Source organism: Streptomyces sp. NPDC091279 (assembly GCF_044757465.1).
Classification (GTDB): Bacteria; Actinomycetota; Actinomycetes; order Streptomycetales; family Streptomycetaceae; genus Streptomyces.
Genome location: NZ_JBIVVA010000008.1, coordinates 124912 through 138724 on the forward strand (window position 1 = coordinate 124912; position 13813 = coordinate 138724).

Below are 13813 nucleotides of genomic sequence, written 5' to 3' on the forward strand. Positions count from 1 at the left end.
GATTGCAGATCGAGTCCTTCTCGCTTCGACCTCGCAAACCCCCAGTCCATAAGATCTCTGTAGGCTCGGAACACCCCACCCCCGCACGTGCCCCCACCGACGTGCCCCGCACGACCCGCACACCCGCAGGACCGCAATACCCGCACGACCCGGCCCCCGCCGGACCCCCGCACCACCCGGCCCCCGCCGCGGAACCCGTACGACCCGTACGACCCGTACAACCCGCACCACCCCGGCCACGCCGGACCTCGCACCACGGTGCACCCGCAGTACCCGTAATACCCGCACCACCCGGCCCCCGCCGGACCCCCGCACCACCCCGGCCCCGCCGGACCCCCGCACCACGGTGCACCCGCAGTACCCGTAATACCCGCACCACCCGGCCCCCGCCGGACCCCGCACCACCCCGGCCCCCGCCGGGCCCCGTGCCCCCGCACCCCCTCCCGTCCCACTCACCCACGATCCAGGACACTCGCCATGCCGCGACGCAGTACCTCTAGCTCGACGGGACGTTCGACGGGCGGTTCGTCGGCGCCCAGGAACCGGACGCCGCAGGCGGTGCGTCTGCGGCGGCGGAGTTTCGGTGACATCGCGAAGGCGTTCTTCGCGTTCCTCGCCCTGCTCGGGCTGGTCGTCGGGGTGCCGGGCGCGCTCGCGATGTTCATCGGGTGGCCGCTGCCGAGCGGGATGCCGGGGCTCGACTGGCTCCAGCAGGAGATCACCGTCTCGACGTTCCTGCACATCCTCACGGTGATCGTCTGGCTGGCCTGGGCGCAGTTCACGGCGTGCGTGCTGGTGGAGGTGAAGGCCGCGCTGTCCGGCGTCGGCGTCCCCGGACGCGTCCCCGGCGCGGGCCCCAGCCAGATCCTCGCCCGGCAACTCGTCGCCGCGCTGCTGCTCGTCGGCGCCACCGCGGCGAGTCTCACGCCGGGCCTCTCGCAGCTCGGGCACAGCATGGAGGGCAACCAGAAGCCCACCGTGGCCGCCGCCCAGCAGACCCCGGGCCTCTTCGCACAGCAGCGGGAGCAGGCCGCCGACAGCGCCGCCGCCCTCGCCGAACAGGCCTCGCACGCCGCGGCGCACGCCGAGGCCGGTGCCAAGCAGCACGGCGCCACGAAGTACTACCGGATTCAGCCGCCCGAGGGCCGCCACCACGACTCGCTCTGGGAGATAGCGCAGCGCCACCTCGGCGACGGACGCCGGTACAAGGAGATCTACCAGCTCAACAAGGACCGTGTGCAGCCCGACGGTTCGCGGCTCTCCGAGGCCAGCCTCATCAGGCCCGGCTGGATCATGGAGATGCCCGGCGACGCGCACGGCGGCGAACTCGTCGAGATGCCCGACGCCGGCGGCCAGGCCTCCTCGGGCCTGACGCAGCAGCTGCACGACTACGCCCAGACCGGCGACCACGCCCAGGGCAGCGGCGGCGGCAGCCAGGCCTCCGTACCCCAGCAGCGGCCCGCCGACGGCGGCACCGGACACCAGCGGCAGGAACAGCACCAGGGGCCACAGCAGCAGGCCAACGACGTTGCGGGCAGCGACAGTTCGTTCGGGCTGCCGGAGGCGCTGCTCGGCGCCCCGCTGCTCGCCGCCGGTCTCCTCGGCGCCCTCGGACGACGCCGCCGACAGGCGCTGTGGCAGTCGGCGTTCGGTGCCGTCGGCGGGCGGCGCGGCATGGAGCCGCCGATCCCGACCGGCGACGCCGCCGACGTCCAGGACGCCCTGCTGGTCGGCGCCGACCCCGAGGGCGTCCGGCTCCTGGACCGTTCGCTGCGCGGCCTCGCCGCTCAACTCGCCGCCGAATCACGGCCGTTGCCCACGGTCTACGCGGCCTGGCTCACCGGCGGTGACCTGCATCTGCAACTCGCCCAGCCGGCCGGCAAGCCCCCGGCGCCCTGGCAGCTCGGGCAGGACCAGACGTTCTGGATGCTGGCCCGCACCGACGCCGAGCGCTACGACGACAACGACACCGCCGCCCCCTACCCGGGCCTGGTCAGCCTCGGCACCCTGGACGACTCCCGGCTGCTGCTGAACCTCGAAGCCGTTCCCGGCATCGTCTCGCTCAGCGGGCGGGAGGCCGACCGGTCCGCGTTCTTCGCGTCGGTCGCCGCCGAACTCGCCACCAACGGCTGGTCCGACCGCATGACCATCACCCTCGTCGGCTTCGGCGAGGACCTCACCCCGCTCGCCCCCAACCGGCTGCGCCACCTCGACGGCATCGACGACCTCATCGAGACGATGGAGGCGGAGACCCGGCAGCGCCGCGGCGCCCTCGGCGCGGCCGGTCACGACTCGGTGCTCACCGGCCGCACCGGCCCTGCCCAGCACACCCGTTGGGCCCCGCACCTGGTCCTGCTCGCCGCCCAGCCGTCCGCCGAGGACGCCGTCACCCTCGCCGAACTCGCCTCCGACGCAAGCCGGTTGGGCATCGGCTACCTCGTCGGCACCGAGACCGGTGAACTCCCCGGCGCCTCCTGGGAGATGGAGGTCACCCCGGAGGGCCGGCTGCTCGCCCCGCTGCTCGGCCTCGAACTCGACGCCCAGCTCCTGCCGTCGGCCCAACAGCGGGCGGTCGTCGAGCTGTTCACCGACGCCGACCCCGAGCGCGATCCCCAAGGCCCGTCCACCGCACCGCCGTTCCTCGTGGACATCAGTGAGCAGGGGCGGCCCGCGGTGTACGCGCGGCTGGTCGGACCGTACGAGATCATCGGGCTCGACACCCCCGACGGCGACCGCAGCGCGCTGCTGCACGAAGCGCTCGCCCTGCTGCTCCTGCACCGCGAGGGCGTCCATCCCCGGGTGCTGGCCTCGGCGTTGTGGCCGCGCGGCGCCACCGACGACGTCCGCGAGGCGCTGCTCGAACGGCTCCGCGCCTGGCTCGGCACCGACCCCGACGGCACCCCCCGGCTCACCGCCGACGCGACCGGGCGCCTGGTGCTCGCCAAGTCCGTCGTCTCCGACCTGGACGTGCTGCGGTCGCTGTACCACGAGGCCACCCAGGGCAAGGGCGTCGACAGCCGGGTGGTGCGCGGGCGGCTGCTCACCGACGCCCTGGTCCTGGTGCGCGGGCCGCTCCTCGCCGACCGGCCCGAGGGCCGTTACCGCTGGCTCACCCACGAGATCATCGACGCCCAACTCCCGTTGCTGGTCGCGGACATCGGACTCGCCCTGTCCGAATTCCACCTGGAGAAGGACCGCGCGGAGAAGGCCATCGAGGCGCTGACCGCGGCGCTGGGCTCCGCGCCCGGCGACGAGCGGCTCTGGCACGAACTGCTGCGCGCCACCCACGCCACCGGGGACACCGGCCGCCTCCAGGCGCTCGCCGTCGACCTCGTCGACCGCAGCGGCGCCCGGGGCGTTCCGCCGCGCACCGAGGCGCTCCTCGACGAGCTGCTGCCGAGCTGGCGCGGCGGCGCCACCGCGGCGGGATGACGCCGGACACCGGACCGCTCCTCGCCGTCGCCGCCCTCTGGGGCGCGGCGGCGGGCGCGCTCCTGCCGCGCGCCGCCTACCGGCTCGCCGCCCCGGACGGCGGCCCCTGGCACCGCACCTGCCCCCAGGGGCATCCCCTCAAGGGTTGGCTCGGCCGCGCCCGCTGCCCCCGGTGCCAGGACACCCCGCAAGCGGAACGCCGGGCCAACGGCGGTTACGGGCCCGGCGTCCTGCCGCTCGCCCTCGCCACCGCTCTCGTCTGCGCCGCCCTCGCCGCCGCCACCGGCGCCCGGTTCGAACTCCTCGTCTGGCTGCTGCTTGCACCCCCAGGGGTCCTGCTCACGGTCGTCGACTTCCGGGTGCGGCGGCTGCCGGACCCGTTGACGCTGCCGTTCGCGGGCGCCGCGCTCGCGCTCCTCGGCGTCGTCGCGCTGCTGCCCGAGCCCGCCGGGCACTGGCCGACCGCGCTGTACGCCGCCCTCGCCCTCGGCCTCGCCTTCACCGTGCTGTGGCTGATCAACCCGCGCGGCATGGGCTTCGGCGACGCCAAGCTGGCGCTCGGCGTGGGCGCGGTACTCGGGTGGTACGGGTGGCCGACGGTGATGCTGGGCACGTTCGCCGGGTTCCTGCTCGGCGCGGTCTACGGGATCACCCTGATCGCCCTGGGCCGCGCCGGGCGCAGGTCGACGATCGCGTTCGGGCCGTTCCTGCTGGCCGGGGCGTTCCTGGGGCTGCTGATCGGCGCGTTCACGGCCTGACGTGGGCCGCTCCCGGCCGCTGGCGTAGGCTGGTCCGGTCCGTCCACACCCCTTGACGAAAGGGACGTTCCCGGTGACCGAGAAGGCCGATCTCCAGTCCGTTCTCGACCGTGCCGCTGCCGGTGGGCGGATCACCCCCGAGGAAGCGCTCGTCCTCTACCGCGACGCGCCGCTGCACGCGCTGGGCGCCGCCGCCGACGCCGTACGGCGCCGCAGGTACGCCGGGACCGAGCACATCGCGACGTACATCATCGAGCGGAACATCAACTACACGAACGTGTGCGTCACGGCGTGCAGGTTCTGCGCCTTCTACGCGGCCCCCAAGGACACCGCGAAGGGCTGGACCCGCGACCTCGACGACATCCTGCGCCGGTGCGCGGAGACCGTCGAACTCGGCGGCACGCAGATCATGTTCCAGGGCGGCCACCACCCCGACTTCGGCGTCGAGTACTACGAGTCGCACTTCAAGGCCATCAAGGACGCCTTCCCGCAGCTGGTGATCCACTCGCTGGGCGCGTCCGAGGTCGAGCACATGGCCCGGATCTCCAAGGTGTCGGTGGAGGAGGCCATCACCCGCATCCACACGGCCGGCCTCGACTCCTTCGCCGGCGCCGGCGCCGAGCTGCTCCCGGCCCGCCCCCGCAAGGCCATCGCCCCGCTCAAGGAGAGCGGCGAACGGTGGCTGGAGATCATGGAGACGGCCCACGGACTCGGCGTCGAGTCGACGTCGACGATGCTGATGGGCACCGGCGAGACCAACGCCGAGCGCATCGAGCACCTGCGGATGATCCGGGACGTCCAGGACCGCACCGGCGGCTTCCGGGCCTTCATCCCGTACACCTACCAGCCCGAGAACAACCACCTGAAGGGCCGCACGCAGGCGACGCTCTTCGAGTACCTGCGCATGATCGCCATCGCGCGCCTCTTCATGGACAACGTCGCCCACATCCAGGGCAGTTGGCTCACCACCGGCAAGGAGGTCGGCCAACTCTCCCTGCACTACGGCGCGGACGACCTCGGCTCGATCATGCTGGAGGAGAACGTGGTCTCCTCGGCCGGCGCCAAGCACCGTTCCAACCGGCTGGAGATCATCGACCTGATCCGCCGGGCGGGCCGGGTGCCGGCGCAGCGCGCGACGACCTACGAGCACCTGCTCGTGCACGACGACCCGGCCAACGACCCGGTCGACGAGCGCGTGATGTCGCACATCTCGTCCACGGCGATCGAGGGCGGCACGGCCCACCCCGAGTTGAAGCTCCTCTCCGCCAACTGACTCCCCGTTGCAGACCCTTCACGCCGCAGAACGGCTCCGGACGTCCTGGGACGGCGCGTTCGACGAGCCTGTCGTGGGCGGCGCCGTCCTGGTGACCGATGGCCGGATCACATCGGTCGGTCAACTCGCCGTGCTGGCCGAGGAGTTCCCCGGCGCCCGGGTGCGGCGCTGGCCCGGCGTGCTGGGCCCGGGTCGGCTCCACGAAGGCCCGCTGCCCGACGCCCCGTCCCCGCGCGAACGCGTCCACGCCGTGCTGAAGTCGGGCGCGACGGCCGTCCTCGCCGGTTTCCTCGACTCGCCCGGACTCCGCTCCGCCGCCGACCGCAACGACCTCGTCGTCCTGTCGGCGGCCACGCCCCCGGCGCTCGGCGAAGGGGGCCGCGCCGACCTCGCCGTCTTCGACGAGACCGGTGCCTGCGTCGCCACGGTGTGCGCGGGCCGCCTGGTCTTCCGGCGCCGGTAGCCGCTCGGCCCCGGTCAGCCACGGGCCGCTCGGCCGCTCAGCGCCTCAGCCGCACGCCGCACGCCGCTCAGCGCCTCAGCCGCTCAGCGCCTCCGCGAACGCGCCCGAAGTCTGGCTCACGCCGCTACAGTTGGTCGCCGCGTTGTCCTGCGAGGATTCACCCGACTCGCACGGAACGTCCCGGAAGGTCGACCACATCGATATCCAGCCGACTTCCTTCTCCTCCGCGAACGTCCGCACCTCCGCCGCGTCCGACAAGGTGAACGTCTCCCCGTCGACGTCGTTCACGCCGATCATGGAGGTGAGCGCCATGCCCCGCCACGCGCCCTCGTCGGAGAGCCCGAACACCTTCTTCAGCTGGGTGTGCGCGGCCTTCGCGGCGGTGATCGCATAGCTGCCCATGTCGCCGCTGAAGGACTCGGCGTAGTTCATGGTCATGATGTTGACGTTGGAGACCTGCACGTCGTACTTGTTCGCCGAGGCCAGCAGCGCGAGGCTGTCCGAGTCGAGGCCGGTCGGCATGACCGGGAGGGTGAACGTCACCTTCAGGTCGGTGCGGTCCTCCTGGAGCAGCGCGATCGCCTTGGAGCGCAGGGTGATCGAGTCCGTGTCGGTCAGCTGGTCGCCCTCGATGTCGAAGTCCGCCTGGCTGGAACCGGCCGCGTCGAGGGCCTTGCCGTAGGCGGCGGCGAGTGCGGAGGCGCTGTCGCAGGTGGACGCCAGCTCGGTGCCGGAGGCGCCCCCGAAGGAGACCCGGACCGCGGCGCCGCCGCTCTTCAGCTTGGTGATCCGGGACGTCACCGCGGAGTCGGCGATGGCCTCGGCGCCGTTCCACTTCGGTGTGCAGGTGCTGCCGTCGGAGATCACGAACGCGAGGTTGTACGTCGTCGGCGACCCGGCCGAATCGGTGTCGGCGGCGTCCGTGGCGCTCACGTAGGGGGCGTACGAGGTCCCCGTCGAACTGTCGCTACTTCCTGTGCTGCTCGACGCCTCCGGTGAACTGGACGCCTGTTTGGAGCTGCTCGGCGTCGAGCTCGACGTGGTGCCGGACGTCGAGGAGCATCCTGCCGTGGCCATGGCAAACACGCAGGTGAGCCCGGCCATCGGCTTCAGAACACTCCGCATTGAACACGCACCCTTACTCATGGCGTCTGTCTCAGGATGGAAACAGACTCGGATTGTTTAAAGGGAATGTCTCACACCCGACTGAGCTTCACGGGCACAGGTAATGCACGGGAAACACATAGCGGGGACTGGGCATACCGTGCCAATCGGTCGAACCCGCCGGACATTCAACGGCTTTCGCCCCGTGGGGAGTTGTGCAGGCTTTCTTGGAATCTCTCAGGTAAAAGACAGGTTCGGTGGTTTCTCATGGGCGCCTCACAAGAAGTCTGATTTCGGGCACATAAAGGCTGCCTAATATCTGGGGAATGCAATCCGAGCCTGCCATCGAAAGCCGTGCTGCCGTGCACGGTCGCCGCCGCAAACGCGGTAACGGGTCCGCCGAAGGGCCCGTGTTCGTTGACAACTCCGGTCGTCGCTCCAAGATGCTGCGGCGGATCGGCCTCCTCCTCGGTGCCCTGTGCCTGGGCTACGCGGGCCTGCTCGGCCTCACGTTCATGGGCATCGGCACCTCGTACACCCCGTCCTCGCTGCTGCCCTTCGCGGGCGGCGGCCAGGGCCCGGCCGGCGTCCAGGGCGGCAACGGCCCCGGCGGCGAGGCCGGGCGGCCCAGCGGCGTTCCGACCGCCGCGCCCTCGGGCGTGCCCACCCCGACCGCGTCCTCCTCCGCGTCCGCGTCCGCCGCCGCGGTCTCCAACTGACCTGAGCGCAGGCCCACATGACTACGACGACGTCTCCGCGCCGCCGCCGGCGCGCTCCCTCCCGGATCGAGCGGGCCGCGGGGAAGGCCGCGGCGCTCCAGAAGCCGCGAGTCATCCTCGCCGCCCTGCTCCTGCTGGCGCTGACCAGCATCATGCTGCTCGACGGCTATCTGCGTGCCGAGGTCGGCGGCGACGAGCGGGTGCGCGACGGGGCCAGCTCAAGCAAGGTGCCCGACAAGATCATCGACGGCGGGCCGATCCTGACCTTCCGGGGCGGCCAGGCGACCACCGTCTCCGTCCCGAAGAAGACCATCGCCCTCACCTTCGACGACGGCCCGAACCCGACCTGGACCCCGCAGGTCCTCAAGATCCTCCAGAAGTACGACGTACCCGGTACGTTCTTCCTGGTCGGCTCGATGATCTCGCGCTACCCCGACATCGTGAAGTCCATGGTGGAGGAGGGCAACGAGGTCGGCATCCACACCTTCACCCACGTCGACCTGTCGTACCAGAGCGACGCCCGGGTCGACCGTGAGATGCAGCAGACGCAGTTGGCGCTCGCGGGCGCGGCCGGCATCACGACGACGTTGTTCCGCGCCCCGTACTCCTCGGAGACGAACGCGATCGACAACTACAGCTGGCCCGTCTACAAGAAGCTCGGCAAGGAGGGCTACACCAGCGTCTTCGTCGACACCGACAGCGACGACTGGAAGAAGCCCGGCGTCTCGAAGATCGTCAAGTGGGCCACGCCGGCGAACGGCAAGGGCGCCTCGGTGCTCTTCCACGACGCGGGTGGCGAGCGCTCCCAGACCATCAAGGCGCTGCCCCAGTACATCGCGAAGATGAAGGCGAAGGGCTACACCTTCACCACCATCAGCGGCGTCATCGAGAAGGACAACACCAGCGCGAACGCCGCCAATCGGCAGGCCGGAGCCGTCAACTCCCCTGCCGACAGCGCCGTTTCGGCCACGCCGTCCGCCAACGCCTCCACCGCGCCGTCGGCCGCCCCGTCGGGCGCCCCGAACGGCACCGAGGCCGGCGCCGCCCCGGGCGCGGGCGCGGGTGCCGCCGCGGGAGCCGGTGCCGCCGGTGCCGGTGGCGCGGGTGACGGTGGTGCCGCCGGGGGCGGAGGTGCTGCCGGCGGCGGAGGTGCCGGCGGCGGCGGTTCCGGTAACGGCATCTCCCGGCTCCAGGCCGCCCACCGCACCGCCACGGGCACGATCCTCTACGAGGGCAAGGCGCTCATCTTCGCCGTGGACATCGCGGAGTGGACCGTGCCCGCCCTGTCGGTCGGGCTGATGGTCGTCGGTGTGGCCGTGATGGGCCGGTTCGGGATGATGGTGATCCTCGCCCGGCGCCACTACAGACAGCGCAACAAACGCCGCTTCAGCTGGGGCCCGACGGTCACCCGGCCGGTGACCGTGATCGTCCCGGCGTACAACGAGAAGGAGTGCATCGCCAACACCCTCAAGTCGCTGGCGACCAGCACCCATCCGATCGAGGTGATCGTCGTCGACGACGGTTCCACCGACGACACCTCGCAGATCGCCCGGGACGCCGCCGAGGAACTCGGCATGACCAACGTCCGGGTCATCCGCCAGGAGAACGCGGGCAAGCCCGCCGCCCTCAACAACGGTGTGCGCAGCGCCAGTTACGACATCGTCGTGATGATGGACGGCGACACGGTCTTCGAACCGGACACCGTCGGGCACCTGGTGCAGCCGTTCGCCGACCCCGAGGTCGGCGCGGTCGCGGGCAACGCCAAGGTCGGCAACCGCAACACGATCATCGGCGCCTGGCAGCACATCGAGTACGTGATGGGCTTCAACCTCGACCGGCGCATGTACGACCTGCTGCGCTGCATGCCCACCATCCCGGGCGCGATCGGGGCGTTCCGCCGCGAGGCGGTCCTTGAGGTCGGCGGGATGAGCGAGGACACCCTCGCCGAGGACACCGACATCACCATCGCGATGCACCGCGCCGGGTGGCGGGTCGTCTACCAGGAGCACGCCAAGGCGTGGACGGAGGCGCCGGCCTCGCTCAAGCAGCTGTGGTCGCAGCGCTACCGCTGGTCCTACGGGACGATGCAGGCGCTGTGGAAGCACCGCAAGTCCCTGACGGACAAGGGTCCTTCGGGCCGCTTCGGGCGGGTCGGCATGCCGCTGGTGGTGATCTTCCAGATCATCACGCCGGTCTTCGCACCGCTCATCGACGTGTTCACCGTCTACTCGATGATCTTCGTCGACTTCCAGGCGGCGCTGTACGCGTGGCTCGCGGTCCTCGCCGTCCAACTCTTCTGCGCCGCCTACGCGTTCCGGCTCGACCGGGAGCAGTACCGGTACCTCGTGATGATGCCGCTCCAGCAGCTCGCCTACCGGCAGATGATGTACCTGGTCCTCATCCACTCCTGCATCACCGCGCTGACCGGCGGCCGACTCCGCTGGCAGAAGCTCAAGCGCACCGGCGAGGTCGGCACACCGGCGGGAGCGGGTTCATGAGCTGGGAACAGCATCCGGGCCAGGGCGAAGGCCAGGACCGGGGTCAGGGCCGGGGCCAGCGCCCCGGCCAGGGTCGGCCGGGCCAGGAGCAGGGCCCCGCCCGGCAGTTGGAGTCGGGCGCGCGGGCCGTCCCCCCGCAGGGGTACGGGTATCCGCAGCGCCCCGTCACCCCGCAGGGCTACGGGTACCAGACCGGCCCCGGCCCCCAGCAGGGCCAGCCCCCTCAGCAGAGCTACGGGTACCCGTCAGGGTCAGGGCAGGGTCAACCCTCGGAGTACGGATACCAGCCGGGCTACCAGGGCTACGAGTACGACTACGGCACCGACCAGAGCCAGAGCCAGAATCAGGGCCAGGGTCAGGGCCAGGGTCAGGGTCAGGGTCAGGGTCAGGGGTACGGCAACGGCGGTCAGGCCCACGGCGTCGGCAACGGCAACGGCGTCGGGGTCGGCGTCCAGGGCCGTCAGCAGCCCTACGCCGACTACGCCTACGCCACCACCCCGGCGACGGAGGCCACCGCCCCGCTCCCGCCGGTCGGCCCGGAACCCGGCACGGACCTCCCCGCCGGGTCGGCCGGGCAGGCCGGGGCCAGGGAAGCGCACGGTTCCCTGACCCCCGACCAGGCTCAGGAGACCCCGGCCGCGCCGCCGGCCAAACCCCAGGGCCGGGACCGTTACTTCGACTCGCTCCGCTGTCTCGCCCTCATCCGGGTCGTCACCTATCACACCTTCGGGTGGGCCTGGTGCGGCATGGTCTTCCCGTCCATGGGCATCATGTTCGGCCTGGCCGGCACCCTGATGGCCAAGTCGCTGGAGCGCCCGGCGCCGAAGGTGGTGAAGAGCCGGCTGCGCCGCCTGCTGCCGCCGTTCTGGTTCTGGGGCTTCTTCGTCCTGCTCGCGATGTTGATCCACGGCTGGATGCCGGGCTGGCAGATCGTCTACTGGGTCGTGCCGCTCGGCGATCCGCCGGGCAACCCGTGGGGCCAGCAGGCCTGGGAGATCCTCTGGTACCTGCGCACCTACATCTGGTTCGTGCTGCTGTCGCCGGTGCTGCTGTGGGTGTTCCGCAAGGCGCCGATCCCGGTGCTGCTGCTGTCGCTGGTGCCGATCGTCCTCCTCAAGTACGTGTGGGCGGGCCCGGACAACCGGTTCGGCAACGCGCTGTGGGACCTGTCGACGTACCTGTTCTGCTGGCTGCTCGGATTCGCCCACCGCGACGGGGTGCTCCAGCGGCTGAAGCCGTTCCTGGTGGTGACCCTCTCGATCGCCGCGATCGTCTTCGGCGGCTGGTACGCCTTCTCGCACCAGGCCGAGGCCGGCACCTACGACCTGGACGAGAACCCGCTCGCCCAGACCTACTGGTCGGCCGGTTACGTCATGCTGCTGATGTGGGCCAAGGCCTACTTCAACATCGACTTCGCCTGGCTGACGCGGCTCCCGCGCCTCGACCGGATCGTGACGATCTTCAACGCGCGCGCGGTCACCATCTATCTCTGGCACGAGATCGCGCTGATCCTCGCGGTCCCGCTGACCGACCAGATGTGGAAGGTGCCCGCGTTCGAGAAGTGGCTCCCGCTGGGCAGCCAGTGGTTCATGTTCGGCGTCGGCTGGGTGCTGATCGCGGTGTTCGTGATGCTGTGCGGCTGGGTGGAGGACGTCGCCGGGAAGAAGAAACCCCGGCTCCTGCCGTGAGGCGGGCGCGGGCCGCCTGCAAGAATGGCCGGGTGACCCGCGCCTCCCTGAACAAACAGCCGCACGAAGTCGCCTCGATGTTCGACCACGTCGCGGAACGGTACGACCTGACCAACGACGTGCTCTCGCTCGGCCAGGACCGGGTGTGGCGCAAGGAGGTGGCCCGGGCGGTCGACGCCCGGCCCGCGCAGAAGATCCTGGACCTCGCGGCGGGGACGGCGACCTCGTCGTTGCCGTTCGCCCGCACCGGCGCGTACGTCGTGCCGTGCGACTTCTCGCTCGGCATGCTCCGGGTCGGCAAACGGAACCACTCCTGGCTGCCGTTCACGGCGGGCGACGCGACGAGGCTGCCGTTCCGCGACGACGTCTTCGACGCCGTCACCATCTCCTTCGGGCTGCGCAACGTCCAGGACTTCGACGCCGCGCTGCGTGAGATGTACCGGGTGACCCGGCCCGGTGGGCGCGTGGTGATCTGCGAGTTCTCGCATCCGACCTGGGCGCCGTTCCGCACGGTGTACACGGAGTACCTGATGCGGGCGCTGCCGCCGGTGGCGCGTGCGGTCTCCTCGAACCCGGACGCGTACGTCTATCTCGCCGAGTCGATCCGCGCCTGGCCCGACCAGCCGGCGCTGGCCGAACACCTCCAGAAGGCCGGCTGGACGAACGTCGCCCACCGCAACCTCACCGGCGGCGTGGTAGCCCTCCACCGAGGCTTCAAACAACCCTGACGGACCCCCGAGCCTCCGAGCCCCCGGCCACCTAGGGCCAGCCCCCTGCGGGCGGGCCCTTACGGGCGTTCCCCGACGGGGTGGTCCCCTACGGGTGACCCTCACCCCCCTGACAAGGTCACGTCGAGTCGACCATCGCGTACGGGCCGCCCGGTTCGGGGAGTTCGCGGGGGAGGCCGCCGTGCGGGGGGCGGGGGATGAGTGGCTCGCGCACGCCCCCGCCGCCCTCTCCCTCCGCGAAGTCGAACCACACGTAGACCATCGACTCCCGCGGCACCGCCGCCCCGGGCTGCGGATACTGGCGCACCACGTAGTCGACGACGGCGAGATGGAAGTCGGGGCGGTCCGGCGCGTTGACGAGGAGGCCCTGCGCCCGCGCCGTCTCGCGCGCGTCCACGGCCATCAGGCCGACGAGCCGTGGCACGCGCACCTCGGGTGTTTTCGGCTGTATATGCACAGATGTCACCCCCAGTGGGTACTGGCAGGGTAACCGCCGGGGGCCGCCATTCGGAAGCGCTGCGTGAGATTAAGTGCCAAACGGCTACGCTGCGTTACTTCCTAGAAGGTCGAGCCGATAGCAGTGCCCCTCCCGGCGCGAGGTCGGCGTCGCGAAGACCTCCGCGAGCCGCATGCCGAGCCGTCGCGTGACCTCGATCGAGCGCTTGTTGTCGGCCAGCACCATCGCCACCACGCGCTCCACCCGCGCCGCCCGCAGCCGCTCCAACGTCATCTGCGCGGCCGCCGTCGCATACCCCCGGCCCCAGAACTCCCGCCCCAGCCGCCAGCCGATCTCGATCTCGCCGGTCGGCCCCCACTCCCGCTCCCACGGCTGCGCGCCGGTGAAGCCGATGACCCGGCCCTCGGCGTCAAGCAGCGTCCACAGACAGAAGCCGCGTTCGGCGTCGTGCCGGCGCTGCCGCGCGGTCAACTCCTCGTAGACGGAGACCTCGGCGGAGGCGTTGCCGTGGAACTCCATGACCTCGGGGTGGTCGAAGAGCCGGTGCCAGGCGAGGGCGTCCTCGTCGGTGGGGACGCGCAGCCGTACGACGGGGAGAGCTCGGTTCACGAGGGCAGCCCTTCAGCCGGGTGATCAATTCTGCTGAATAGACTGCCCGTGTCCAGTGCCGCTCGGCACAGAGAATTCCGAACT

At 71.2% G+C, this 13813-nt stretch carries 12 protein-coding genes; 9 read left to right on the forward strand and 3 right to left on the reverse strand.

Annotated features, from left to right (window positions below; genetic code table 11):
* The first annotated feature begins 477 nt into the window (after positions 1 to 477).
* The 4 genes from ACIQOU_RS21190 to ACIQOU_RS21205 all read left to right on the forward strand — a co-directional run bounded on the left by ACIQOU_RS21190 (position 478) and on the right by ACIQOU_RS21205 (position 5926).
* Complete coding sequence (locus ACIQOU_RS21190) at positions 478 to 3432, forward strand: BTAD domain-containing putative transcriptional regulator (protein ID WP_401538352.1); 2955 nt, start codon at positions 478 to 480, stop codon at positions 3430 to 3432.
* The gene (locus ACIQOU_RS21195; RefSeq protein WP_401538353.1) at positions 3429 to 4190 is read left to right on the forward strand and encodes a prepilin peptidase; all 762 of its coding nucleotides are present in this window, start codon (positions 3429 to 3431) and stop codon (positions 4188 to 4190) included. The genes ACIQOU_RS21190 and ACIQOU_RS21195 overlap by 4 nt, the downstream gene beginning before the upstream one ends.
* A 73-nt stretch (positions 4191 to 4263) precedes the next feature.
* Positions 4264 to 5463: a cyclic dehypoxanthinyl futalosine synthase gene (gene mqnC / locus ACIQOU_RS21200; RefSeq protein ID WP_401538354.1), complete on the forward strand. Its 1200-nt coding sequence runs from the start codon at positions 4264 to 4266 to the stop codon at positions 5461 to 5463.
* Between the two features lie 7 nt (positions 5464 to 5470).
* Complete coding sequence (locus ACIQOU_RS21205; RefSeq protein ID WP_401538355.1) at positions 5471 to 5926, forward strand: imidazolonepropionase-like domain-containing protein; 456 nt, start codon at positions 5471 to 5473, stop codon at positions 5924 to 5926.
* Positions 5927 to 6001: 75 nt separating this feature from the next.
* Here the strand turns inward: ACIQOU_RS21205 and ACIQOU_RS21210 are convergent, their stop codons facing one another.
* On the reverse strand, positions 6002 to 7003 hold the full coding sequence (locus tag ACIQOU_RS21210; protein ID WP_401538593.1) for a chitinase: 1002 nt from the start codon (positions 7001 to 7003) through the stop codon (positions 6002 to 6004).
* Between ACIQOU_RS21210 and ACIQOU_RS21215 the strand changes: the two genes are divergently transcribed.
* The 5 genes from ACIQOU_RS21215 to ACIQOU_RS21235 all read left to right on the forward strand — a co-directional run bounded on the left by ACIQOU_RS21215 (position 6903) and on the right by ACIQOU_RS21235 (position 12663).
* The gene (locus tag ACIQOU_RS21215) at positions 6903 to 7112 is read left to right on the forward strand and encodes a hypothetical protein (RefSeq protein WP_401538610.1); all 210 of its coding nucleotides are present in this window, start codon (positions 6903 to 6905) and stop codon (positions 7110 to 7112) included. The two genes, ACIQOU_RS21210 and ACIQOU_RS21215, sit on opposite strands and share 101 nt — an antisense overlap.
* A 328-nt stretch (positions 7113 to 7440) precedes the next feature.
* Positions 7441 to 7749: a hypothetical protein gene (locus tag ACIQOU_RS21220; protein ID WP_401538356.1), complete on the forward strand. Its 309-nt coding sequence runs from the start codon at positions 7441 to 7443 to the stop codon at positions 7747 to 7749.
* 17 nt (positions 7750 to 7766) lie between these two features.
* On the forward strand, positions 7767 to 10247 hold the full coding sequence (locus tag ACIQOU_RS21225) for a bifunctional polysaccharide deacetylase/glycosyltransferase family 2 protein (RefSeq protein WP_401538357.1): 2481 nt from the start codon (positions 7767 to 7769) through the stop codon (positions 10245 to 10247).
* Positions 10248 to 10852: 605 nt separating this feature from the next.
* Positions 10853 to 11935, forward strand: coding sequence for an acyltransferase (locus ACIQOU_RS21230; RefSeq protein WP_401538594.1), 1083 nt, complete (start codon positions 10853 to 10855; stop codon positions 11933 to 11935).
* Between the two features lie 32 nt (positions 11936 to 11967).
* Positions 11968 to 12663: a demethylmenaquinone methyltransferase gene (locus ACIQOU_RS21235; protein WP_401538358.1), complete on the forward strand. Its 696-nt coding sequence runs from the start codon at positions 11968 to 11970 to the stop codon at positions 12661 to 12663.
* Positions 12664 to 12781: 118 nt separating this feature from the next.
* Here the strand turns inward: ACIQOU_RS21235 and ACIQOU_RS21240 are convergent, their stop codons facing one another.
* Complete coding sequence (locus tag ACIQOU_RS21240) at positions 12782 to 13093, reverse strand: PASTA domain-containing protein (RefSeq protein ID WP_401538359.1); 312 nt, start codon at positions 13091 to 13093, stop codon at positions 12782 to 12784.
* Positions 13094 to 13204: 111 nt separating this feature from the next.
* Positions 13205 to 13729, reverse strand: a complete 525-nt coding sequence (locus tag ACIQOU_RS21245; RefSeq protein WP_401538360.1) for a GNAT family N-acetyltransferase — start codon at positions 13727 to 13729, stop codon at positions 13205 to 13207.
* Between the last annotated feature and the right edge of the window lie 84 nt (positions 13730 to 13813).

Excerpts from the sequence above, each read along its gene's own strand:
- ACIQOU_RS21195 (WP_401538353.1), top strand. The coding sequence starts at position 3,429 with ATGACGCCGGACACCGGACCGCTCCTCGCCGTCGCCGCCCTCTGGGGC.
- ACIQOU_RS21210 (WP_401538593.1), bottom strand. The coding sequence starts at position 7,003 with ATGGCCACGGCAGGATGCTCCTCGACGTCCGGCACCACGTCGAGCTCG.
- ACIQOU_RS21190 (WP_401538352.1), top strand. The coding sequence starts at position 478 with ATGCCGCGACGCAGTACCTCTAGCTCGACGGGACGTTCGACGGGCGGT.
- ACIQOU_RS21225 (WP_401538357.1), top strand. The coding sequence starts at position 7,767 with ATGACTACGACGACGTCTCCGCGCCGCCGCCGGCGCGCTCCCTCCCGG.